The organism is Rhodobacteraceae bacterium D3-12, from assembly GCA_025916135.1.
Lineage (GTDB): Bacteria > Pseudomonadota > Alphaproteobacteria > Rhodobacterales > Rhodobacteraceae > JAKGBX01.
The window spans coordinates 232,835-254,503 of the sequence record CP104793.1 but is presented as its reverse complement, the minus strand read 5'-3'; the positions used below and the strand labels follow the sequence as shown (position 1 = coordinate 254,503).

At 60.3% G+C, this 21,669-nt stretch carries 23 protein-coding genes and 1 pseudogene; 9 read left to right on the top strand and 15 right to left on the bottom strand.

The window, feature by feature from the left end; translation table 11 throughout:
* Positions 1–32: 32 nt before the first annotated feature.
* Genes N4R57_01250 through N4R57_01240 form a run of 3 tightly spaced genes read right to left on the bottom strand, consistent with a single transcriptional unit; the run spans position 33 to position 3,891 of the window.
* Positions 33–407: an RNA-binding S4 domain-containing protein gene (locus tag N4R57_01250; GenBank protein UYV37775.1), complete on the bottom strand. Its 375-nt coding sequence runs from the start codon at positions 405–407 to the stop codon at positions 33–35.
* Between the two features lie 3 nt (positions 408–410).
* Positions 411–3,209, bottom strand: a complete 2,799-nt coding sequence (locus N4R57_01245) for a helicase-related protein (GenBank protein UYV37774.1) — start codon at positions 3,207–3,209, stop codon at positions 411–413.
* A 28-nt stretch (positions 3,210–3,237) separates the two neighbouring features.
* Positions 3,238–3,891: a tetratricopeptide repeat protein gene (locus N4R57_01240; GenBank protein UYV37773.1), complete on the bottom strand. Its 654-nt coding sequence runs from the start codon at positions 3,889–3,891 to the stop codon at positions 3,238–3,240.
* A 71-nt stretch (positions 3,892–3,962) separates the two neighbouring features.
* Here N4R57_01240 and N4R57_01235 point away from each other — a divergent pair, with 71 nt between their 5' ends.
* From N4R57_01235 to N4R57_01215, 5 genes are all read left to right on the top strand, one after another.
* The gene (locus N4R57_01235) at positions 3,963–4,253 is read left to right on the top strand and encodes an SCP2 sterol-binding domain-containing protein (GenBank protein ID UYV37772.1); all 291 of its coding nucleotides are present in this window, start codon (positions 3,963–3,965) and stop codon (positions 4,251–4,253) included.
* A gap of 3 nt (positions 4,254–4,256) precedes the next feature.
* Positions 4,257–5,213: an alpha/beta hydrolase gene (locus N4R57_01230; GenBank protein ID UYV37771.1), complete on the top strand. Its 957-nt coding sequence runs from the start codon at positions 4,257–4,259 to the stop codon at positions 5,211–5,213.
* Positions 5,214–5,315: 102 nt separating this feature from the next.
* Positions 5,316–7,136 (top strand): M3 family oligoendopeptidase, encoded by a 1,821-nt coding sequence (locus tag N4R57_01225; protein ID UYV37770.1) that lies wholly within the window; start codon positions 5,316–5,318, stop codon positions 7,134–7,136.
* 49 nt (positions 7,137–7,185) lie between these two features.
* The gene (locus N4R57_01220; GenBank protein ID UYV37769.1) at positions 7,186–7,755 is read left to right on the top strand and encodes a cytochrome c oxidase subunit 3; all 570 of its coding nucleotides are present in this window, start codon (positions 7,186–7,188) and stop codon (positions 7,753–7,755) included.
* A 2-nt stretch (positions 7,756–7,757) separates the two neighbouring features.
* Entirely contained in the window at positions 7,758–8,030 is a 273-nt protein-coding gene (locus tag N4R57_01215; GenBank protein UYV37768.1) for a nitric oxide reductase F protein, read from the top strand.
* Positions 8,031–8,040: 10 nt separating this feature from the next.
* On the opposite strand, the gene N4R57_01210 is transcribed toward N4R57_01215, so the two are convergent.
* The 4 genes from N4R57_01210 to N4R57_01195 are packed head-to-tail and all read right to left on the bottom strand — an operon-like array spanning position 8,041 to position 10,509.
* Entirely contained in the window at positions 8,041–8,310 is a 270-nt protein-coding gene (locus tag N4R57_01210; protein ID UYV37767.1) for a DksA/TraR family C4-type zinc finger protein, read from the bottom strand.
* A gap of 44 nt (positions 8,311–8,354) precedes the next feature.
* Positions 8,355–9,428, bottom strand: a complete 1,074-nt coding sequence (locus tag N4R57_01205) for an alpha/beta fold hydrolase (protein ID UYV37766.1) — start codon at positions 9,426–9,428, stop codon at positions 8,355–8,357.
* 32 nt (positions 9,429–9,460) lie between these two features.
* Complete coding sequence (locus N4R57_01200; GenBank protein UYV37765.1) at positions 9,461–10,189, bottom strand: VCBS repeat-containing protein; 729 nt, start codon at positions 10,187–10,189, stop codon at positions 9,461–9,463.
* On the bottom strand, positions 10,186–10,509 hold the full coding sequence (locus tag N4R57_01195) for a 2Fe-2S iron-sulfur cluster-binding protein (protein ID UYV37764.1): 324 nt from the start codon (positions 10,507–10,509) through the stop codon (positions 10,186–10,188). The genes N4R57_01200 and N4R57_01195 overlap by 4 nt, the downstream gene beginning before the upstream one ends.
* 230 nt (positions 10,510–10,739) lie before the next feature.
* Between N4R57_01195 and N4R57_01190 the strand changes: the two genes are divergently transcribed.
* Positions 10,740–11,267 (top strand): peptidoglycan-binding protein, encoded by a 528-nt coding sequence (locus N4R57_01190; GenBank protein UYV37763.1) that lies wholly within the window; start codon positions 10,740–10,742, stop codon positions 11,265–11,267.
* Positions 11,268–11,335: 68 nt separating this feature from the next.
* On the opposite strand, the gene N4R57_01185 is transcribed toward N4R57_01190, so the two are convergent.
* The 6 genes from N4R57_01185 to rpiA all read right to left on the bottom strand — a co-directional run bounded on the left by N4R57_01185 (position 11,336) and on the right by rpiA (position 17,591).
* A complete protein-coding gene (locus N4R57_01185; GenBank protein UYV37762.1) occupies positions 11,336–12,760 on the bottom strand; it encodes a Do family serine endopeptidase in 1,425 nt (474 codons plus the stop codon).
* A 225-nt stretch (positions 12,761–12,985) separates the two neighbouring features.
* Positions 12,986–13,180 carry a DUF2065 domain-containing protein gene (locus tag N4R57_01180; protein UYV37761.1) on the bottom strand — a complete coding sequence of 65 codons (195 nt, stop codon included), beginning with the start codon at positions 13,178–13,180 and terminating at the stop codon, positions 12,986–12,988.
* Positions 13,181–13,183: 3 nt separating this feature from the next.
* Positions 13,184–14,077, bottom strand: coding sequence for a protease modulator HflC (locus N4R57_01175; protein ID UYV37760.1), 894 nt, complete (start codon positions 14,075–14,077; stop codon positions 13,184–13,186).
* Positions 14,077–15,243 carry an FtsH protease activity modulator HflK gene (gene hflK, locus N4R57_01170; protein ID UYV37759.1) on the bottom strand — a complete coding sequence of 389 codons (1,167 nt, stop codon included), beginning with the start codon at positions 15,241–15,243 and terminating at the stop codon, positions 14,077–14,079. Before hflK ends, N4R57_01175 begins: the two co-directional genes overlap by 1 nt.
* Positions 15,244–15,319: 76 nt before the next feature.
* Positions 15,320–16,681 carry a glutathione-disulfide reductase gene (gene gor, locus N4R57_01165; protein ID UYV37758.1) on the bottom strand — a complete coding sequence of 454 codons (1,362 nt, stop codon included), beginning with the start codon at positions 16,679–16,681 and terminating at the stop codon, positions 15,320–15,322.
* A gap of 121 nt (positions 16,682–16,802) precedes the next feature.
* On the bottom strand, positions 16,803–17,591 hold the full coding sequence (rpiA, locus tag N4R57_01160) for a ribose-5-phosphate isomerase RpiA (protein ID UYV37757.1): 789 nt from the start codon (positions 17,589–17,591) through the stop codon (positions 16,803–16,805).
* Between the two features lie 219 nt (positions 17,592–17,810).
* Here rpiA and N4R57_01155 point away from each other — a divergent pair, with 219 nt between their 5' ends.
* The 3 genes and pseudogenes from N4R57_01155 (at position 17,811) to N4R57_01145 (ending at position 20,929) form a co-directional block, all read left to right on the top strand.
* Positions 17,811–18,515 (top strand): glutathione S-transferase family protein, encoded by a 705-nt coding sequence (locus N4R57_01155; protein UYV37756.1) that lies wholly within the window; start codon positions 17,811–17,813, stop codon positions 18,513–18,515.
* A pseudogene (locus N4R57_01150) lies at positions 18,516–19,888 on the top strand (L-serine ammonia-lyase).
* A 96-nt stretch (positions 19,889–19,984) separates the two neighbouring features.
* Positions 19,985–20,929: a DMT family transporter gene (locus tag N4R57_01145; protein ID UYV37755.1), complete on the top strand. Its 945-nt coding sequence runs from the start codon at positions 19,985–19,987 to the stop codon at positions 20,927–20,929.
* On the opposite strand, the gene N4R57_01140 is transcribed toward N4R57_01145, so the two are convergent.
* Together N4R57_01140 and N4R57_01135 are read right to left on the bottom strand one after the other, a co-directional pair.
* Positions 20,844–21,215 carry a hypothetical protein gene (locus N4R57_01140; protein UYV37754.1) on the bottom strand — a complete coding sequence of 124 codons (372 nt, stop codon included), beginning with the start codon at positions 21,213–21,215 and terminating at the stop codon, positions 20,844–20,846. The two genes, N4R57_01145 and N4R57_01140, sit on opposite strands and share 86 nt — an antisense overlap.
* Positions 21,182–21,478 carry a hypothetical protein gene (locus N4R57_01135; protein ID UYV37753.1) on the bottom strand — a complete coding sequence of 99 codons (297 nt, stop codon included), beginning with the start codon at positions 21,476–21,478 and terminating at the stop codon, positions 21,182–21,184. The genes N4R57_01140 and N4R57_01135 overlap by 34 nt, the downstream gene beginning before the upstream one ends.
* Positions 21,479–21,669: the final 191 nt, after the last annotated feature.

Sequence of the window (21,669 nt, the reverse complement as noted above, 5' to 3'; positions counted from 1 at the left end):
AGATCATTCAAGCATCTCTCGTGCCGCTGCGGTCAATCCTCGTCACCAGTGGCGCGAAATGCATCCATTGTGCGCCGGTCCCGCTTGGTCGGCCGCGCCCCGACGCGCGGCGGCACCGGCTCTGGTGCTTCTTCCGGCGGGGTCAGATCATCATAGAGCGTCTGCGCCTCGGCTGCCGGACCGCGCCGCGTCCCTGCCGCAACCACCCGAACCACCCGGATACGGCGCGCCTGGGCAAAGGTCAAAACGTCATCCGGCCCGACCGCATGGGCGGGTTTCGCGGCCTTTTCGCCGTTCACCCTCACATGCCCCGCCGAAACGGTTTTCGCTGCCAGCCCGCGCGATTTGAAAAACCGCGCGAACCACAACCACTTGTCCAGACGGATTTTTTCGGGTCCGTCCGCCAAGGGTCAGCTCTTGTCTTTCAGCCCCATAAGCGCCGCAGCGAAGGGGTTGTCGGGGTCGATCTTGTCTTTCTTCTCGGGCTTGGCCTCAAACCGGCGCGCCCCTTGCGGTTTGCCTTGTTCGCGGCGCGGCTTGCCTTTGCCTTGTGGCTTGCCACGGGGTTTGCCCTGCCCGCGCGGCTTGCCGTCGGCAGCGCCCCCTGCGTTCCGGCGCGGGCCACGCTGCCCTCCCCAGGTAAAGGTGTAAAACACCTCCGCCTCTTCCGCCACAGGGGCTTCACCAGCCCCGTCTGCAGGTGTTTCGACAGGCACTTCAACCGGCGCTTGCTCCGTCACCGCCTCGGCGCTTTCCGCCTCAGCTTCGGGCGTTTCCGGCTTAGACTCGGTCGCGTTCGGCTCTGTCGCGGCGACACCTTCGGGGGCTTTCTTGACCTTCGGGCGCTCGCCCTTTTCGGCTTTATAGCCAAGCCCTTGCATCAAATCGGCAAATTGCTCGAGCGTCAGACCGCTGATCGACAGCATATCCGGATTCGCCTCGAACCCTGCGCGGCTGTTCTCACTGCGCAGCATGTCTGCCAACCGTTCCAGCATATCAATGCGAATGGCCCGCTCTCCGGCGGCGCGATAGCCACACATCCGGTCGACACCCGGCTCGGCATCCTTGGGCGCAGGCACGGTCACCAGACCCGGTGGCGGCGATTCCGGGAAGATATCCAACCCCTTGGAAAGCGACCACAAAACCAACCGCAACCGCGTCGGCGCTGGCTTAAGCAGCAACGGCATGAAAATCGTGAACTGCCCGAACCGCACGCCATGTTTGCGCAGCGATCCGCGCGCGTCTTGATCCAGCGCCTTGACGTCTTCGGCCACCGCATCACGCGCGATGATCCCGAAAGCTTCGCTCAGCTGAAATGCGAACCCGCGCGCCAGCCCCTGCAACTCTTCGTCACGCGCAAGGTTCAGCAGCGGTTCGAACAAGGTGGCGACCTTGCGGTCGATGAAATGTTGCAAGCGGCGCGTGACCTTCTGGATCACCTCGTCGCCCGCTTCCTCATCAACAAAGGCCTGCACGCTTGGCTTAAGCGGCTCCGCCCCGGCGACAAGCTTGCCCACCGCATGCTCGCCCCACATCAACCCACCTTGTTCGGTAAAGTCGATCTCGGTATCCGGCGCGTTATAGAACCGGTCGGCGCGCAGATTGAAATGTGGCACCAACGCCTGCATTCCCGCCTGTTTCAGCGTCTTGGTTTCCTCGGCTCCTTCGCCCTTTTCGGCGGCAAAACGAAACCCTTCAAGACGGCCCACCACATGGCCTTCAACCGTCACTTCACCTTTGTCATTTACCTCGGCCACCATGGCCTCCTTCTGCTTGAGCCGCCGCAACAACACACTTGTGCGCCGGTCCACGAATCTTTGCGTCAGCGCGCCGTGAAGCGCATCCGACAAGCGGTCTTCTACCCCGCGGGTCTCCCCGCGCCAATGCTCTTCGTCTTGTAACCACCCTTTTCGCTGAGCGACATAGGTCCATGTGCGGATAAAGGCCAGACGTTTCGATAATGTGTCAATGTCGCCATCAACACGGTCAATTCGGCTCACCTGACCCGCAAACCAATCCTCCGGGATGCGGCCAAGCTCGTGTAAATAGTTGAAAATCCGCTCTAACATGCCGCTATGCTCGGCGTGGCTAATGCCGCGAAAATCGGGGATTCGGCAGACATCCCATAGCAACCTGACCGACGCGGCGTCGCTGGCGCGTGCGCGAACTTCCGCCTCTTCGGACAGTGTTTTCAACGTCATAAGGTCATCAGAGTCGCGCACTTTGACGAACATTTCGTCTTGCGGCTTTTCCTCGAGCGAGCGGATCAGAGCATCAAGCCTCCCGAACTGAAGCCGCGAATTGCGCCATTGCAGCTTGCGGATCGGCATGAACTGATGCCCCATAATCGCCTCGGCCACCTCGCCGGGCAATTCCGGCGCTTCACCGGTGACACCGAAACTGCCATCGCTCATTCCGCGCCCCGCGCGCCCGGCAATCTGGGCCAACTCATTGGGCGCAAGGTTGCGCATCCGCCGCCCGTCGAACTTACTCAGCGCGGAAAAGGCAACATGGTCGATATCAAGGTTAAGCCCCATCCCGATCGCATCCGTCGCAACCAGAAAATCAACCTCGCCCGACTGGTACATCTCGACCTGCGCATTGCGCGTGCGTGGCGACAGCGCGCCCATCACAACCGCCGCCCCGCCCCTCTGGCGGCGCAGCAATTCGGCGATGGCATAGACGTTATCAACCGAAAACCCGACAATCGCGCTGCGCGGTTTCATCCGGCTGATCTTTTTCGATCCGGTATAAGTCAGCTGGCTCATCCGCTCGCGGCCAACGAACGTCACCTCTGGCACCAGCTTGCGGATCGGCCCGCGCATCGTGTCCGACCCCATAAAAACGGTCTCGTGAAACCCGCGCGCATTCAGCAATCTGTCGGTAAAAACATGCCCACGCTCCGGGTCGGCGCAGAGCTGGATTTCGTCGATCCCGACAAAATCCGCGGCCATCCCTTCGGGCATCGCCTCAACCGTGCAGACCCAATATTGCGTGCGTTCCGGCACGATCCGCTCTTCGCCGGTGACAAGCGCAACAACCCCCGGCCCCCGCGCCCGCACGATCCGGTCATACACCTCTCGCGCCAACAGGCGCAGCGGCAGGCCGATGATCCCACTGCGATAGCCCAGCATACGCTCAATCGCGTAGTGGGTCTTGCCGGTGTTGGTCGGGCCAAGCACCGCAACAATCCGCCGGTCTCCGGTCATCTGTCTTACTGCCCTTCGGATATGGCGTTCAGAGTTGGGTGCCGTTCACACTGCGTTCAAGGTATTGCACCCTTTGGCGCGCCTCTTGATGATGCGGATGCATCTCAAGCACAAGCTTATACGCATCATAAGCCTCATTCGGCTGTTCGATCTGCTCAAACAGGGTGCCAAGCCCATAGAGCGCATCGTAATGACGCGGGTTCAGCATCAACACGCGCTGCAAATCCGCAACCGCCGGTCCCGGTCGCTCGGAAAAGGCAAGAGCCTGCGCCCGGCCATACCACCCTTCGGCAAACTCCGGCGCATGATCGGTCAGCGCCGTAAAATGCTCAATCGCAAGGCCGTATTGCTTTTCCTCAAGCGCCTTGAGCCCACGCGTCAAAAGCAAATCCATCGCCGGAGAGCCCGAGCGTGCGCGCAGCATCTCGATTTCCCGCTCGATCCGTGCCGCGCCGGCCTCATCCGCCGATTTAAGCTGGTCATAAAGCTCATCCGCCGAAGCTACAGGCGGCGCGCCCTCCGGCGTCGCCACCTTTGGCATTTCCGGCGCAACGTCAGGCGCTTGCGGCATCGGCCCTTGAGCCTGCGCAAAGGCCGTCGACGACATAACTGCCGGCGAAAAACCGGCAAACGCTATAGTTGCCGCGACGATAAGTTTGAGGTTGACCGAATGAATGCTCATAGTAACCCTGAGTGTAACGCGCCGATTGCTGAATTGTCAGCCCCCGGTGAGCTTAAGAAAGGCAAATTGTCATGAGCGATATTATTGACGGCGCAGTCAGCGCCCTGAATGCAAAAATGGGCGACGACGGGTTCTCCTCGACCGCGAAATTCGTGATCGAAGGCGAAGGGGCTATCATCATCGACGGCGACGGTGCCCGCGCAAGCGATGATCCGGCCGAAGTCACCATGACGGCCGACGCCGAAACCTTCCAGTCGATCATGGAAGGCGACCTGAACCCGACCGCTGCTTTCATGTCCGGCAAACTGACCGTTGATGGCGACATGGGCCTCGCCATGCAGCTTGGCAGCGTTCTGAGCTAAACCATGGAAAGCGCACCCCTTTTTGCTGATCTGGCCGATGGGCCGGATGGCGGCGAAGCCTACTGGCTCAACGCCGAAGACGGGGTGCGCATTCGCATCGGAGTGTGGAACCGCGACGGGGGCAACGCCACCAAAGGCACCGTCCTGCTCTTTCCCGGTCGCACCGAATATGTCGAAAAATACGGTCGCACCGCGCGCGAATTTGCGGCGCGTGGCCTCGCCACTCTGGCGATAGACTGGCGCGGGCAAGGCATCGCCGACCGGCTTGTCGATGACCCGGCCACCGGCCATGTGCATTGGTTTTCCGATTATCAAAAGGATGTGAAGGCGGCGCTAAAAGCGGCAGAATCGCTTGGCTTGCCCCGGCCCTTCTACCTTGTGGCCCACTCCATGGGCGGCTGCATTGGCCTGCGTGCTTTGCTCGAAGGTCTGCCCGTGCGCGCCGCTGCCTTCAGCGGCCCGATGTGGGGCATCGGCATGGCCCCCGCCACCCGTCCTGCCGCTTGGGCACTGGCATGGGGCGGCACCCTCATGGGACGCGGCCACGCCTACGCCCCCGGCACCAACGCCGATAACTATGTCGCAACCTCGCCGTTTGACGACAACATGCTCACCACCGATCAAGGGATGTGGGACTATATGAAGGCCCAGATCGACGCCCACCCTGAACTTCTGCTCGGTGGCCCATCCCTGCGCTGGCTCCACGAAGCCCTGCGCGAATGCCGCGCGCTCGACCGAATGGACAGCCCGGCGTGCCCGACAATCACCTTTCTGGGATCCAACGAACGGATCGTCGACACTGCGCGCATCCACAGCCGCATGGCGCGTTGGCCCGGTGGCCAGCTTGAGATGGTCGATCCCGGCGAACACGAGGTCATGATGGAAGGCCCGGCCGCCCGCACCCGCCTTCACGACAGGATGCAGGCCTTTTTCGAGACCGCCCCGGCGGATCAATCCTAAACCGCACCTGCGTAAAACTGCCGACACCACCGGCCTTTCCCCTTGAGACACACGCCTGCGCAGCTTATCTCTGCCGAACCGCAGTGATGAAAGGTCTCAGACATGCTCAATCTCCCCTTCCCCGTTCGTGATGCCAACGCCAGCGCCGCAGGGGGCAAGGATCTGGGCAACCTGCCAGAGTGGGATCTCTCCGACCTCTATTCCAGCGACGACGCCCCTGAGCTTCAGCGCGATATGGAATGGTTCGAAGGTGAAACCAAAGCTTTCGCTGCCGACTATCAGGGCAAGCTCGCCACGCTGTCCGCCGACGATCTGCTGACCTCGATCCAGCGGTCCGAAAAGATGGACAACCTCGCTGGGCGCATCATGTCCTACGCTGGCCTGCGCTATTATCAGCTGACCACCGATGCGGCCCGCGCCAAGTTCATGTCCGATTGTCAGCAGCGCATCATCAATGCGTCCTCGGCGCTTGTGTTTTACTGGCTCGAATTCAACCAGATCCCCGAAGACGCCTACGCCGCCGCACTCGCGACCAACGCCGACCTCGCCCGCTACAAACCCGTCCTTGACCGCCAACGCGCCATGCGCCCCTATCAGCTTTCGGACGAGCTTGAGACCTTCATGCATGACCTCGGCGCCGTCGGCGACGCGTGGGAAAAGCTGTTTGACGAAACAATCGCCGGGCTTGAGTTCACTGTCGATGGTGAGGTCTTCAACATCGAAGGCACCACCAACTTTATGACCGACCCCGACCGCGCCAAACGCGAAGAGGCCGCTCAAGAGTTGGCCCGCGTTTTTAACGGCAATATCAAAACCTTTGCCCGTGTCCACAACACGCTCGCCAAGGAAAAAGAGATCGTCGACCGCTGGCGCAACATGCCCTCGGCACAAGCCTCGCGCCACCTCTCCAACGATGTCGAAGCCGAAGTGGTCGAGGCCCTGCGCGATGCCGTCGTCGCCGCCTACCCCAAGCTCAGCCACCGCTATTACGAACTCAAACGCAAATGGCTTGGTCTTGACGTGATGCAGGTCTGGGACCGCAACGCGCCCCTGCCGATCGAAGACCCCCGCACCGTTTCATGGGACGAAGCTCAGGAAATGGTTATGTCTGCCTATGCCGGATTTGATCCCCGCATGGCCGACATCGCCGCGCCGTTCTTCTCCAAAGGCTGGATCGACGCCGCCGTGAAACCCGGCAAAGCCCCCGGCGCCTTTGCCCACCCCACCGTGACCAACGTCCACCCCTATGTGATGCTGAACTACTTGGGCAAACCGCGTGACGTCATGACGCTGGCCCATGAACTCGGTCACGGCGTGCATCAGGTGCTTGCCGCTGAGCAGGGCGAAATGCTCTCCTCAACACCGCTGACCCTCGCCGAAACCGCCTCGGTCTTTGGCGAAATGCTCACCTTCCGCAAAATGCTCGACGGCGCCAAAACCCAGGAACAGCGCAAAGTGCTTCTGGCGGGCAAGGTCGAAGACATGATCAACACCGTGGTGCGTCAGATCGCGTTCTACGATTTTGAATGCAAACTCCACGCCGCCCGCCGCGAGGGCGAACTGACCCCGGATGACATCAACGCCATCTGGATGTCGGTGCAGGCCGAATCCCTCGGCCCGGCCTTCGACTATATGGACGGGTATGAAACCTTCTGGGCCTATATCCCGCATTTCGTGCATTCGCCCTTCTATGTCTACGCCTACGCCTTTGGCGACGGCCTCGTTAACGCGCTCTATGCTGTCTACGAAGAAAACCCCGACGACTTTCAGGAGAAGTATTTCGATATGCTCAAGGCCGGTGGCTCCAAACACCACTCCGCCCTGCTTGCGCCATTTGGTCTCGATGCATCCGACCCAAAATTCTGGGACAAGGGGCTGACCATGATCTCTGGCTTCATTGACGAACTCGAAGCGATGAGCTGATCCGGGAATAGGGCTCGCGACAATCGCCCAAACACGAAAAGGCCAAGTGATGTCACACCCCACTCCGGACTCACAGCCGCCTTCTCTGTTGGATGAACTGCCCGGCGACGTGATGATGTGGGTGCTGATTGTCAGCGAACTTCTGATCTTCGGCGCCGGGTTGCTGGCCTTCCTCTCGGTGCGGATCACCGACCCAATAGGGTTCAGCGAAGCCCAAAGCCACCTGCACCGCACCGGGGCCGCGATCAACACGATCATTCTGATCACCAGCGGTTATCTCGTCGCACAGGCCTGTCGCTGGCGGGCCGAAACGCACCGGCGCGCCGCCCGGATGGCGCTGATCGGGGCAGCGCTGCTGGGGTGTGTGTTCCTGGTTATCAAAGGCGTGGAATATGCCGACAAGGCCGCGCAGGGCATCAACTACGACACCCACCCGTTCTTCATGTTCTACTACCTTCTGACCGGCTTTCACGCCGCCCATGTCATCGCGGGGGTGTTTCTTCTATTGCTCGTCGCATGGCGTGACTCAGTTGAAAACATCGAACTTGGCGCCATGTTCTGGCATATGGTCGATCTGGTCTGGGTGTTGTTGTTCCCCGTCGTCTACCTGCTGGCCTAGCGATGCAATCAAACCGCCATATCACCCATGCGTGGCTCTGGCTCATCGGCCTGTCCATCATCAGCACGGTCTTGGCCGAAGTTGTCAGCTTGGGCACGCCCCCCATCGTCACCGGCACATTGGTGCTTGTGGTGGCGGTGCTAAAGGCACGTACAATCCTGTCACGCTACCTCGGACTTGCCAGCGCGCCAAATTGGCGGCGCGGCTTCAATCTGACCCTGACACTCTTCGCACTGATCCTGCTGACGCTTTACCTTGCGCCGCACCTAGGCTGAGCGCGCCACTTTACTTGAGCTGGCTGTCCTTTGATCCGCGCCGGTTGACGCCGCCTCTCGCCTGATAGGTGCTGTCGCGCTCCGACGCGCACTCGATACACAGCTTCACGCCCGGAAGCGCCACGCGCCGTTTTTCAGGGATCGGCTCGTCACATTCCGCACAATGGCTCAGGCTCTCGCCCTCCGGCCCTTTACGCGCCTTTAACCGCGCCAGCTCATCGTTGATCGACGCTTCAATCTGTTCGCTGACGGCACCGTCTTTTGCCCATCCACCGGCCATGCTCGCCCCCTATCGCTGTTGCACAGCTAACTTAAGCGCCGTTCTTACTGGATCAACCCTGTCCGTCGTTCGCCCCCCAGCAACACGAAATCGCGCAGCTGCCGGCCACCGTATTGTATCGGGTTGTCCAGCCCTTTGAGCAGCTTGATCGCCGCTTCCGAGCTCACAGCAACCAGATGCCCGCCGGCGCTGCCATCATCCAGCCGGGTCAGGTCGATCAAGGTCACATCCAGCCCGGCAACCGCTTGCTCATCCTCGATCCGCCCCAGCCGCGGCTTGCGCCCGGTGAGCAGTTCGGCAAGGCTCAACACCTTGTCCTTGCGCGATGTCATGATCAGAAACGGCTGCGGCAGCTTGCCAATCGCGCGCGCCTGCTGGCGGAACACATCCGGGTCGATATCCGGCGACATCAGGATCACGGCATCAATCGCGTCCATCACCCGCGCGCCGCCCTTGATCGCGATCTGGCGCAGCGTCTCCATCGTCAGGTAACCGCCCATGGAATGCGCAACGATCACGATATCGCGGTGCCCACGCGCGCGCAGATCTCGGATCAACTGCTCGAACCCGTCACGGGCAAACAACACGCTGTCACGGTCATAAATATAGCCGCGCGGATCCCCCGAAGAGGGCCATGAAAACAGGATTGCGGGCTCCTGCATGTCGAAATCATGCCGGATCTGCGCCAGCCGGAACGCGGCATCTTCCAGCGTGTTGTTATAACCATGCACAAAGATCATCACGCTGCCGTTGCCCACCTTCTCGCGCTTGATATTGCGGGAAAAATCTTCGATGTTTGCGACGCGCTTGCCCGTCAGCGGAGCGAAATGCAGCATCGGATCGGCAATCGAGCGCCCCGGCGCGCGCTCGATATGGCCCAGCTTATGCTTGGGCGGCACCGACACGCGCAATTCTGCATAATTCATCTTCTCGCTGCGCCGCTCGCCAAACATCTGCCCGGCCTGCCCGGCTGTGCGCTGCGAAGCCACAAACAGCGTCTGGCTCGCCAGCCCCTCAACCTCCTGCGAAAACCCGATGGTCGCCGGACGGGTGCAGGCTGCCAAAACGGTCAGCAAAGCAATCGCTGCAAGGAATTGAATGCGTTTCATGTCGGCCATACAGCACAAATCGCTGGATTCTCCTACCCGATTTATTGACGACACCCCATTACCGCCGCAAAGTCCGACGGCGAGTTGAAACGCACGATCGCGCGCCTCTGAACCGCCCCGCTGACAAACCGTGTTGCCATGATCTGTGTCCAGCCCGCATTGGCGGTGATCACTTCCGGCCCCGCCCCGCAATCGCGCACGCCGCCGGCAATGAAATCCCAACCTATCTTGTGATTGGTCAGCCCCTCAACGTCGACCACATGGCGCAACCGCGTCCCATCCAGCCGCCAAATCCTCAGAACCTTGGCCAGATGCGGGCGGTCAACATAGGCAATCTCGATACGCCCGTCATTGTCCAGATCCCCCACCCCGACCGGCGCAAGCCAGCGGTGCGTGCGCCCGATGAACGGTGTTCGTGCGATCAGACCGTTCTCGTCAAAAACAGCCAGCGCTGCGCCACGCTTAATGTTGGTCAGGATCGTAACCACCTCGGGCGCGCCATCGCCATCCACATCCCAAAGCCGCGGCGCGGTGTCTTCGAAAACATGCCCCTTCGGAGCGCGGATCACCGCTGCCTTCTCCTTGGCCAGCGCCCGCTTGAAGTAGATTTTGAGCGTTGCATACTCAACCGCATCACCCAGAATTCCATGGGCGTATTCGGTGGTCGGGTCGGCATATTCCGCCCGCGTAACCTCGGCCTGCGCCCCAGTTCCGGCCAAAATGAACAGCGCCGCAAAGCAAACGATTAATTTCGCGGCGCGCGGTCTCAAATCTGTTTTTCCGGCATCTGAACGATCAACCCGTCCAGCGCATCGGTCACTTTGATCTGACAGGTCAAACGCGACCGCTCCGGGTTCGGCTCAAACGCAAAGTCCAGCATGTCCTCTTCCATGTCGTCCATGGCAGGCAGCTTTTCCACCCACGCCGGGTCAATATACACGTGACAGGTCGAACAGGCACAGGCGCCGCCGCAATCGGCTTCGATCCCCGGAATATTGTTGTCACGCGCGCCTTCCATAACGGTCAACCCATTGGCGACGTCGACCGTATGCTCGGTACCATTGTGCTCAACATAGGTGATTTTTGCCATTTCGTTCGCGTCCTTCTGATCCACATCGCTCGCAATGTTTTAGCCAAGGCAGGGGTGGCCCGCTACCCCTCTTTTTTTAGCCCCCTAACGAAGTGTTTCAAGGTGGATACGGGCCGTTTGCCCCGGTGTTCACCTTCAATCGGCAAACTTCACCCCACCGGACCATGCCAGCTTCCCCAACCTTGCGAAACCCGCTACACTCGCGCGCAATCAACCCGGGCCGAGCAGACATGAACCTCAGGGGAAGTATCACCAGCTTTTGCGCCGTCGTTGCGCTCTCGGCTTGCAATGGCTCCGGGCCCATTGCCGGGCTGGGAGAGCCTGCCATCGCTGTAACCTATGAGCGCGCTCCACCGGGAGCCCCTCCCGGCAGCTGTTGGGGCAAGGATGTCACCCCCGCCACGATCGAAACCGTGACCGAGCGCATTCTTGTGCAACCGGCTCAGGTCAAGGACGATGGCACCGTGATCTCCGAACCGATCTACAAAGTTGAAACCCATCAGGCCATCGTCAAGGAGCGGCGCGAGCTTTGGTTTCAAACCCCCTGCGAAGAACAGCTAACCCCCGACTTTCTCGCCTCGCTGCAACGTGCGCTACAGGCGCGCGGGCTTTATCACGGCGCCATTTCGGGCACACTTGACGCCCGCACACGCCACGCGGTGCGCAAATACCAAGCCCCCCAAGGCCTGAACAGTTCGATCTTGTCCTTGACCGCGGCGCGCAAGCTCGGTCTCGTCGCGATGGACCGGCCCGAGTAACCGCGCAACACAACGCAAAACGACCGCCCCCAGAAGGGACGGCCGCTGTTTTTTAAAGTCGCACCCGATCATTCGATCGAGATCGCCACAAAGCGCGGATCACCCGCACGACGCACCAGAAGCAAAAGCGATTTGCGCCCGGCGTCCTTGGCCTCTGCGATACGCGCGTCCAGATCGGTCAGCGCCTTGACCTTCTGCTGGCCCGCCTCGGTGATCAAATCACCCGCACGTAGCCCTTTCTCGAACGCTTCCGAGGCTTCGTCGATCTCGCGCACCACAAGACCCTCGTCGCTGTCTTTCAGGTCCATCTGTGCGCGCATCTCGCTGGTCAGCGGCACAAGGGTCATGCCCAGAACAACCTTTTCCTTCGGCTCTTCTTTGCCCTTATCACCACCCTGCTGCGCTGCCGGCACGGCCTTCTCGGCCTCTTCCCGACGACCCAGCGTGATCTTCAACGTCTGCGTCTTGCCATCGCGGAACACAACAACGCGCACGGTTTTGCCAACTTCGCTGTTGCCCACCTGCTTAACCAGGCTACGCGTGTCATCGACGTTCACCCCATCAAAGGACAGGATCACGTCACCCGACTTCATTCCGCCTTCCATCGACGGGCCTTTTGGCACATCCGTCACCAGCGCACCGGCCGTCTTTTCAAGGCCAATCGCTTCGGCAACATCATCGGTCACGTCCTGAATGCGCACACCCAGCCAACCGCGCCGCGTTTCGCCGAATTCCTTGAGCTGTTTGACAACCTTGGACACAACATTCGACGCCATCGAAAAACCAATCCCGATCGACCCGCCATTCGGGCTCAAAATCGCGGTATTCACACCGATCACATCGCCGTCCATGTTAAACAACGGCCCGCCCGAGTTACCCCGGTTAATCGCCGCATCGGTCTGGATATAGTCGTCATAAGCACCAGAAAGCGCGCGTCCGCGTTGCGAAACGATCCCGGCACTCACCGAAAACCCCTGCCCAAGCGGATTGCCCATCGCCATGACCCAATCACCCACGCGGGCAGTGTCACTGTCACCAAAGCTGACAAAGGGCAAAGGCTCTTCCGCCTCAACCTTGAGCAGGGCAATATCGGTGTTCGGGTCGGTCCCGATCACCTTGGCTTTCAATTCTTTCCCGGAAAAGAACTCGATGACTATCTCATCCGCGCTTTCAATCACGTGATTGTTGGTCACGATGAAACCGTCTTCCGAGATCACAAACCCCGAGCCAAGTGCCGAAGACCGGCGCGGGCGCTCACCCTCTTGCCGGTTGCGATCCTGAAACTCGCGGAAAAAATCTTCAAACGGGCTGCCTTCAGGCACGATCGGCCCCGGTCCCGTTCCGCGTGCCACGACGGTCGACGTGGTGATGTTCACCACCGCCGGGCTAATCTTGTCGGCCAGATCGGCAAAACTCTCCGGTCGTGCCGACGCCTGCATGGCCTGAACCAGCACGAACATCACGGCCAAAGCACTCAGCCAGAGTGCTTTCATCGCCTGTCCTTGCCGCGTCATATTGATGGAAACTGCAACAGCCCTATCTCTCACACCCGTATCTCCCTTGATAAGCGGATCATGCAGTCCAAATTCCGGACCGCGTTTCTGTAAGTGTAATGTAGGAGCGTTCAAGCGCAACTCAAACCCGTGCGCGCCTGCTCAACCGATTGTGAAATCCCGCGATGTCGGCTGATCCGGTCCGAACCGGCCCGTTTTAGCCACTCACGCCCCCAATGCCTTGGCAACCCAGACCAGCATCAAACCGGTCACAAGCGCCAGCGCCCCCAAGATCCTGCGCGCTTCCGGTGGCATAGCCTTTAACGCTTCCAACAGGTCTTCAACAAGCGAAGGGGCCAGCGCATAGACCAGCCCCTCCACAATCAACACCAACCCAAGGGCCAGAAGTGCAACCGACATGGATCAGTCGCGCTCGCTCTTCTGCGGGCGATCAGACTTGAGATAGTCAAAGAACTCGCTGTCCGGCGACATCACCATGGTCGAGTTTTCGCCTTTCAAAGCCGCACGATACGCATTGAGCGAACGATAGAATTCAAAAAATTCAGTATCCTGCCCAAAGGCCTCCGCGAAAATCGCGTTCCGCCGTGCATCGGCTTCACCGCGAATGATCTCGGATTGCCGCTTGGCGTCCGACACGATCTCAACCTTGGTCCGGTCGGCCTGAGCCTTGACCCGTTGCGCCGCCTCGTTACCGCGGGCGATCTCATCCGCCGCTTCGCGCTCACGCTCGGCTTTCATCCGGTCATAGGTCGCGTCTTTGTTCGCTTCGGGCAGGTCTGTCCGCTTCAAGCGCACGTCGATAATCTCAAGACCCAGCGTCAGCGACTCTGAAATCGCGCCGTTGCGGATACGCAGCATCAAGGTCGCCCGGTCCGAACTCAGGATATCATTCGACGCCACGCCACCCAAAACTTCACGCGTTTTGGAGCGCAGGATCGAATCGAGCCGCCGCCCCGCCACTTCCAGCGCATTCTCGCCTTCCGCGCCGGTCGCCAGCCGGAATTTCGTCACATCGGCAATTCGGAAGCGGGCAAACGCGTCCACTTCCAGACGCCGATCATCCGACGGGGTGATTTGCATCTGCGGCACGTCCCGGCTCAGAATGCGGTCATCATAGCGCGCCACTTCCTGAATAAGCGGGATCTTGAACGCCAATCCCGGCTCGTCCTTGACCGAGATAACCTTACCGAACTGCATGACCAGCGCTTTCTCACGCTCGTCCACGATAAAGACCGACGACAAGATGCCCGCAGCAATCAGCACCAGAACAGGCAGAATATATGTGGATTTCCGCATCAGTTATTCCCCCCGGCGCTCGGTTTGCGCAATTCGTTCAGCGGCAGGTAAGGCACCACGCCCTGACCACCTATCTTGTCATCAATGATGATCTTGTCGACCCGGCCCAGAACCTCTTCCATGGCTTCGAGATAAAGCCGCTTGCGGGTCACTTCCGGTGCTTTCTGGTATTCGGCCAGAACCGCACGGAAACGGCTGGCTTCACCTTCGGCCTCATTGACCACCTGAGCGCGATAGCCCTCGGCAACTTCCAGAACCTGCGCCGCTTCACCGCGCGCTGCCGCCAGAACCGTGTTGGCATAAGCATCAGCTTGCTTTTCCAGCTGGTCGCGCTTCTGTTCCGCCGATTGAACGGCAAGGAACGCATCAATCACCTTGTCCGGCGGATCGGCCTTGTCAAAGTTCACGCGGACAATGTTCACACCCGACGAATAGCTATTGAGCGTTGACTGGATAAGGTCTTTCAACCGATCAGCAATCACACCCCGGTCCCGGTTCAGGATCGGCGCAAGCTCGCTCTGGGCGATAATCTCGCGCATGGCAGATTCACTCACCGCCCGGATCGTCGCCTTGGGTTCACGCAGTTCAAACAGGAAATCCTTGGGGTTGGAAATGTTCCAAACCACCTGGAAATCAATGTCGACGATGTTCTCGTCCCCGGTCAACATCAGCCCGGTATCGCCAAAGGTTTCACCGGTGCCGATATTCTCGGTCTGCTCTCGCGTGACCGGAACAACCTCATATGTAACCACAGGCCAAGGCGCAAAGTTCAGACCCGGACCACCGGTCGAGGAATACTCGCCAAGAAACAGCTCAACCGACTGCTCTTCCGGCTTCACCGTATAGAAACTGGCATAAGCCCAAAGAGCCACAGCCGCCAACAGTCCCAGAAACACAGTGCCACGGGTCAATCCGGGGCCATCGCCACCGGTCCCACCGCCGCCGCCACCGCGACGCGCACCATTGCCGCCACCGCGACCGCCCATCAGAACACGAAGCTGTTCCTGGCCTTTTTTCATCAACTCTTCAATTTCGGGAATCTGCGGCCCGTCTTCGCCCTGACGGCGTCCGTCTCCGCCGCGCTTCTGGCGCTCGTCGTCGTCTCCGCCGCCGTTGCCGCCGTTATGTCCTCCGCCACCCCAAGGGCCGCCCGAGTTGCCAGCCATCTATAGCCATCCTCTCTATATATGTCGTCCGGTTGCGCACTACCTGTGCAGTTTCACCGGGAATTTCAAGTTGTCCCTACGCTGTTCGCGTCGGAGCCTTCATGGTAACGATCTCTTCGCTCATGGTCGGGTGTACCGCGACCGTCCGGTCAAAGTCTTCCTTGGTCGCGCCCATCTTCACGGCGATTCCGGCAAGTTGTATCATCTCACCGGCCCCCGGCGCCACAATATGACAGCCAAGAACCTTGCGCGTATCGGCGCAGACGACCAGCTTCATCAAAACCCGATCCTCGCGCCCCGCAAACATGGTCTGCATCGGGCGGAAGCTGGTGCAATAAACCTCGATTGGCCCCTTATCACGCGCCTCTTCCTCGCTCATTCCCACGGTGCCCATTTCGGGCTGGGTGAAAATCGCAGTCGGGATCAGCTCGTGATCGGGCTTGGTCGGATTGCCTTTGAACACCGTTTCTACAAAGGCCATCCCCTCGCGAATCGCCACCGGAGTCAGGTTCACCCGGTCAGTCACATCGCCCACTGCATAGATCGACGGCACGCTGGTCTGGCTATAGTCATCGACCAAAACCTCGCCCTTACGGCCCAGCTTCACGCCGATCTCCTCCAGCCCCATGTCCTCGGTATTCGGGGCGCGTCCCGTGGCAAACATCACCACGTCGAACTCGCGCTCGTCGCCATTGGTCGATTTGACGCGGATACCGCTGTCGGTCTTTTCCATCTCAAGCACGTTGGTCCCGAGATGCAGGTTGATCCCTCCGCGGATCATCTCTTCGCTCACCAGCCCACGCGCTTCGTCGTCAAACCCGCGCAGGATCTGCGCGCCGCGGTAGTACTGCGTCACTTCGACGCCCAGCCCGTTCAGGATTCCGGCGAATTCACAGGCGATATAACCGCCGCCAAGGATCAGGATGTTTTTGGGCAGCTCCGGCAGATGGAAAATCTCGTTCGAGGTGATCGCATGTTCCTCGCCCTGAATGCCCGCCTTCACGGGCCGTCCACCCATGGCAAGCAGGATATGTTTGGCGGTCTTGCGCTCTCCGCTGGACAATTCAACCGTATGAGCATCCACCAGACGGGCGCGCGCATCGAACGTCTCAACCCCGTTGTTCTTGAGGATGTTGCGGTAAATCCCTTCCAACCGGTCCAACTCATCGGTGAGGGATCCGTGGAATTTTTGCCAATCAAACCCGCCTGCCTGAACGTCCCAACCATAGGCGGCGGCGTCTTGCATCATTGGCGCGAACTCGCTGGCGAACACCATCAGTTTCTTGGGCACACAACCGCGGATCACACAGGTCCCGCCATAGCGGTCCTCTTCGGCCAATGCGACCTTGGCCCCGGTTTCGCTCGCGGCCACCCGCGCCGCGCGCACGCCGCCCGAACCGCCACCAATAACAAAAAGATCGTAGTCGAAATCGCTCATCTATTCCCGGCCTTTCGCTTTTCCAGCACCGTCGCACTGATGTATGCCATCCCGCGCCCAAGTCCACCCCATCGCCAGAGGTTTTCCGACGCTTCTACAGGTAAACAGCGTAGGAAACGCCTTAATCCGCCAGATCGGTAAAGAGATTGTCATCCTCGACAAAGTCGAGCCGGTTCTCTTCCTCGGTGCCTTCGTTGATATCACGCACCACAACCCGACCATCGCCATAGCCGATGACCACCGTGTCGCAGATATCAATGAACAGCCCGTTTTCCACGACACCCGGCATCTGGTTCAACACCATCGCCAATTGGCGCGCGTGTCCGATCCGGTTCAGATGCAGGTCGATGATGTGATTGCCCTCGTCGGTGATATAGGGAACCGAGCCATTCATCCGCAACGTGGTCTGGCGGCCCAGCACGTCCATGCTGATCAACGTCTCCTCGATCAGCGCCTTGGTGGTCTGCCAACCAAACGGAATCACCTCAACAGGAAGCGGGAACGCACCCAGCGCCTCGACCTCTTTGCTGGCGTCGGTGATCACAACCATCTGGTCGCTCGCCGTGGCCACAATCTTTTCCTGCAACAATGCGCCGCCGCCACCCTTGATCAGGTTCAGATCGGCATCAAATTCATCCGCGCCGTCAATCGTCAGGTCCAGCCATTTCGCCTCGTCCAGCGAAATCACCTCGATCCCTACGTCCCGCGCCAGCTCGGCTGTGCGTGTCGATGTTGGAACGCCGCGAATCTTCAATCCATCGTCGCGCACCATTTCGCCAATGCAGCGCACCAGCCACGCCGCCGTGCTGCCGGTGCCCAGCCCGACGCGCATCCCGTCTTCCACCATTTCGGCGGCGCGTTTTGCGGCCACAAACTTGGCCTTGTCGATGGGTGAAAGTTCCCCGGTCATTGGCAGCATCTCCGTAATATCGTCCCCGTGAGGGGTTATAGGAGACTTGGCCGCGTCGCGCGAGTGCGAATTCCACCCGAAACAGAGCTTATTGCACCCCAACACGCCCGAAATCGCCTTGACCTTGCGGGCGGTTGTGTTTCCGATAGGAAACAATGCCATCCACAACTCACCAAAAGCCCCTCCACGACCACCGCCAATCCTAAGCCGGACTCGTCAATGACCCCGACCTACCGCCTGCATTACGCCCCTGACAACGCGTCGCTCATCGTGCGGCTGGCGTTAGAGGAACTCGGCCTGCCGTATGAGACCGCCCTCGTTGACCGCGCGGCCAATGCACAGGCGTCTGCGGCTTATCGCTCTCTCAATCCACATGGGCTGATCCCGGTGCTGGAAACCCCTAACGGAGCGATCTTCGAAACTGGCGCAATCCTGCTCTGGCTCGCTGACACACACGGCGTGCTGGCCCCCGCACCCGATGCGCCTGAGCGCGGTGATTTCCTCAAATGGCTGTTCTTTTTGTCGAACACGCTCCACCCCGGCCTGCGAATGCTGTTCTATCCCGCCAAATACGCCGGCGCCGACCCTACCCACCAAGCCGCGCTCAGCGCCACCATGCAAAGCGCGCTTAAAACGCACCTGCAAGCGCTCGATAATCTCGCCGCAACCCACCCGCCCTATTTCAATGCCATTCCGGTCTCGGCGCTTGATCTCTACTTGCCGCCGCTCCTGCGGTGGGCCGCGCTTTACCCCAGCGGCGGCACGGCTTGGTTCTCGCTTTCCGACACGCCGCATCTGGCCGCCCATGCGGCGCGGATCGAACAGCGCCCCAGCGTTGGGCGCGCCATCCTTGCCGAAGGGCTGGGCGAAACGCCCTTCACCCGCCCCATCCACGCCACCCCACCAGAAGGAAGCGCAACCTAGATGTTCCTTTCCGTCTTCGAAATGTTCAAAGTGGGCGTCGGCCCGTCTTCGTCCCATACCATGGGGCCCATGGTGGCCGCTGCCCGCTTTCTCGACCAAATGCGCGCCTCGCCCTTTGTCTTTGCCGGGCTGCGTGGCTCGCTGCATGGCTCGCTCGCCTTTACCGGCGTCGGCCATGCCACCGACCGCGCAACCATCCTCGGCCTCGCCGGGTTTGAACCCGACAGCTATGACCACGACAAGGCCGAAGCCACCCTTGCCGCAATCCGCGAAAGCCACAGGATCACCCCCCCGGCCTGCCCGAACTACATTTTCACCCCAAAGAAGACCTGATCTTTGACTACGGTCCGCCGCTTCCCGGCCACGCCAATGGCATGGTCCTCATGGCCACCGATGCCCAAGGCGACGTGACCCTGCAGGAAACCTACTATTCCGTTGGCGGCGGCTTTGTCCTCACCGCTGCCGAACTCGAAGCGGGCAAAGACACCGACACTGGCCCGCTCGTGCCCTACCCCTTCAAATCCGCCGCCGAGATGCTTGAGATGGCCGAACACTCGGGCAAAACCATTGCCGATATGAAACGCGAAAACGAGATCTCGCGCGGCTGCGCGCAATCGCTCTCCAAGGGCACCGCCCGCATCTGGCAGGTCATGGACGATTGCATCACCCGCGGCCTTGAAGCCGAAGGCGAACTCCCCGGTGGCCTCGCCGTCAAGCGCCGCGCCAAATCAATCCGCGACCAACTCGAGGCAGAGCGCGGCATGAACCTCAATGCGCCGCATACGATCAACGACTGGATCTCTGCCTATGCCATGGCGGTGAACGAAGAAAACGCCGCCGGCGGTCAGGTCGTCACCGCCCCCACCAATGGCGCCGCCGGGGTCATGCCCGCCGTGATCCGCTACTGGCTTGACCATGTCCCCGGCGCGGCCCCCTCAAAAATCCAAGAGTTCCTGCTCACCGCAGCCGCCATCGGCGGGCTGGTCAAATACAACGCCTCGATTTCCGGCGCCGAAGCGGGCTGTCAGGCCGAAGTCGGCTCTGCCGCCGCCATGGCCGCAGCCGGACTCTGCGCCGTCATGGGCGGCACCCCGGCCCAAATCGAAAACGCCGCCGAAATCGCGCTCGAACATCACCTCGGCATGACCTGCGACCCGGTCAAAGGACTGGTGCAAGTGCCTTGCATCGAACGCAACGGCCTTGGCGCAATCAAAGCGGTTTCTGCTGCGTCTCTGGCTCTGCGCGGTGACGGAACCCACCGCGTCCCGCTCGACGCCTGCATCGAAACCATGCGCCAGACCGGCGCGGATATGAGCGAAAAATACAAGGAAACCTCGCTGGGCGGCCTCGCCGTTAACGTCCCCAATTGCTGAGCTTTCCTAACCGGAAATCGCCCCGTAATTGCGGGGCCGCAATTCAATCTCTGGTATAGTTGCCTTGGTCATCTATTCCCCCTAATGTCCCGGCTTATGACTGCCGACCGCCCCCTCCTTGGTATAACCCTGATGCTCGGGTTCTGCATCGTCGCCCCCATAAGCGACGCCGTCGCCAAAGTGCTGGGCGAATCCGTTTCCATCGGTCTACTGCTGTTCTTTCGCTTTGCGGTGCAGGTGGCGCTCCTCATTCCTGTGATCATGCTCACCAACCGCCCATGGCGGATGCGCGGCAACGTGCTCTTCCTCGCCAGCCTGCGCACAGTGCTGCATGTGATCGGCATCGGGTTGATGTTCGCGGCACTGCAATACCTGCCTTTGGCCGATGCGGTGGCCATTGCCTTTGTCATGCCCTTCATCATGCTGGTATTGGGGCGCTATGTCCTGAAAGAGCACGTCGGACGCCGCCGCCTGTTCGGGGCCGTTGTGGGTTTCGGCGGCACGCTTCTCGTTGTTCAGCCAAGCTTTGTTGCCGTCGGCTGGGCCGCGCTTCTTCCGCTGGGCGTGGCGCTCAACTTCGCTTTCTTCATGCTTATCACCCGCAAAATCGCGCGGGATAGCGACCCGATCGGTCTTCAGGCCGTCAGCGGTGTTATGGCAAGTGTGTTCCTGTTGCCCGTGCTGATCATCGGCACACAACTCGACATCGCGCCGCTCGCCTATGTCGCACCCAACCTGACCGAGATCACATTGCTGATCAGCATCGGCGTCCTTGGCACAATGGCGCATCTGCTGATGACATGGTCCCTGCGCCACGCGCCCTCTGCCACCCTTGCGCCGATGCAATATCTTGAAATACCCATCGCCGCCCTGATCGGCTGGGAGGTCTTCGGCGACTGGCCCAATGACATGGCGCTCGTTGGAATCGCCATCACCATCGCCGCCGGCCTGTTTATCATCCTGACCGAGCGGTCCAGCGCGCCAGTTCCGGTTGCTCCAGCACCGGCAACACCAAAGGCATCTGTTCCACCGGCAGAATAACCAACAAACCGGGTCGATCCACCCCAAGCCTGACAGGCCCGGTCACCATGTTTGACGTGCCGATCGTCTCGCCCGGCGCAAGGTCCAGCCCGTCCACAGCCCAGCGCAACCCCTCGGACACCGCCTTGACCCGCGCCATCGGAAACAGCGAAAACCGCGCACCCTCCGGCAGGTCCAACCTGATCTCCGGCGGAGCCAGAAACACAAGATCGCGTTTGCCCAACAACACACACAGCCGCTCCGGGTAGCGCATCAAACCATGCAACGCCGCCAGCTGATGGTCCAACCGCCCCCCTCAAATCCAACCCCAAGAACAAGCGGCGCCTCAATCCGGCTCAGGCATTTCTCGAAATCCGTGCTATCCTGCTCGCTGATCTCATGCAGGCGATCCTGCGAAATACGGCGCTTGCTGGCCTCGCTGAGGGAATCAAAATCGCCAATGACCGCTTCGGGCATAAACCCGTGGCGCAGCACCTCTTGCGCGGCCCCATCTGCTGCTACTATCCTCGGAGCGTGATCAATCGCTGCGCAAAGCAAGGATTTTCTCACCTTTCCGCCACCAACCAAGGTTATTGATCTCGAATCGTGAACAATTGGCGATTTCATGGGTTATTGTTTCCCAAAGTGGAAACTAGCCACATTCTTGTCACGAAATGATACGCTAAACATCTAAGAATCGGGCCGCTTTCGACTGGGATAGGAGATTACAAGTTTACACAACTAAGAAATCTTTAGGCGAG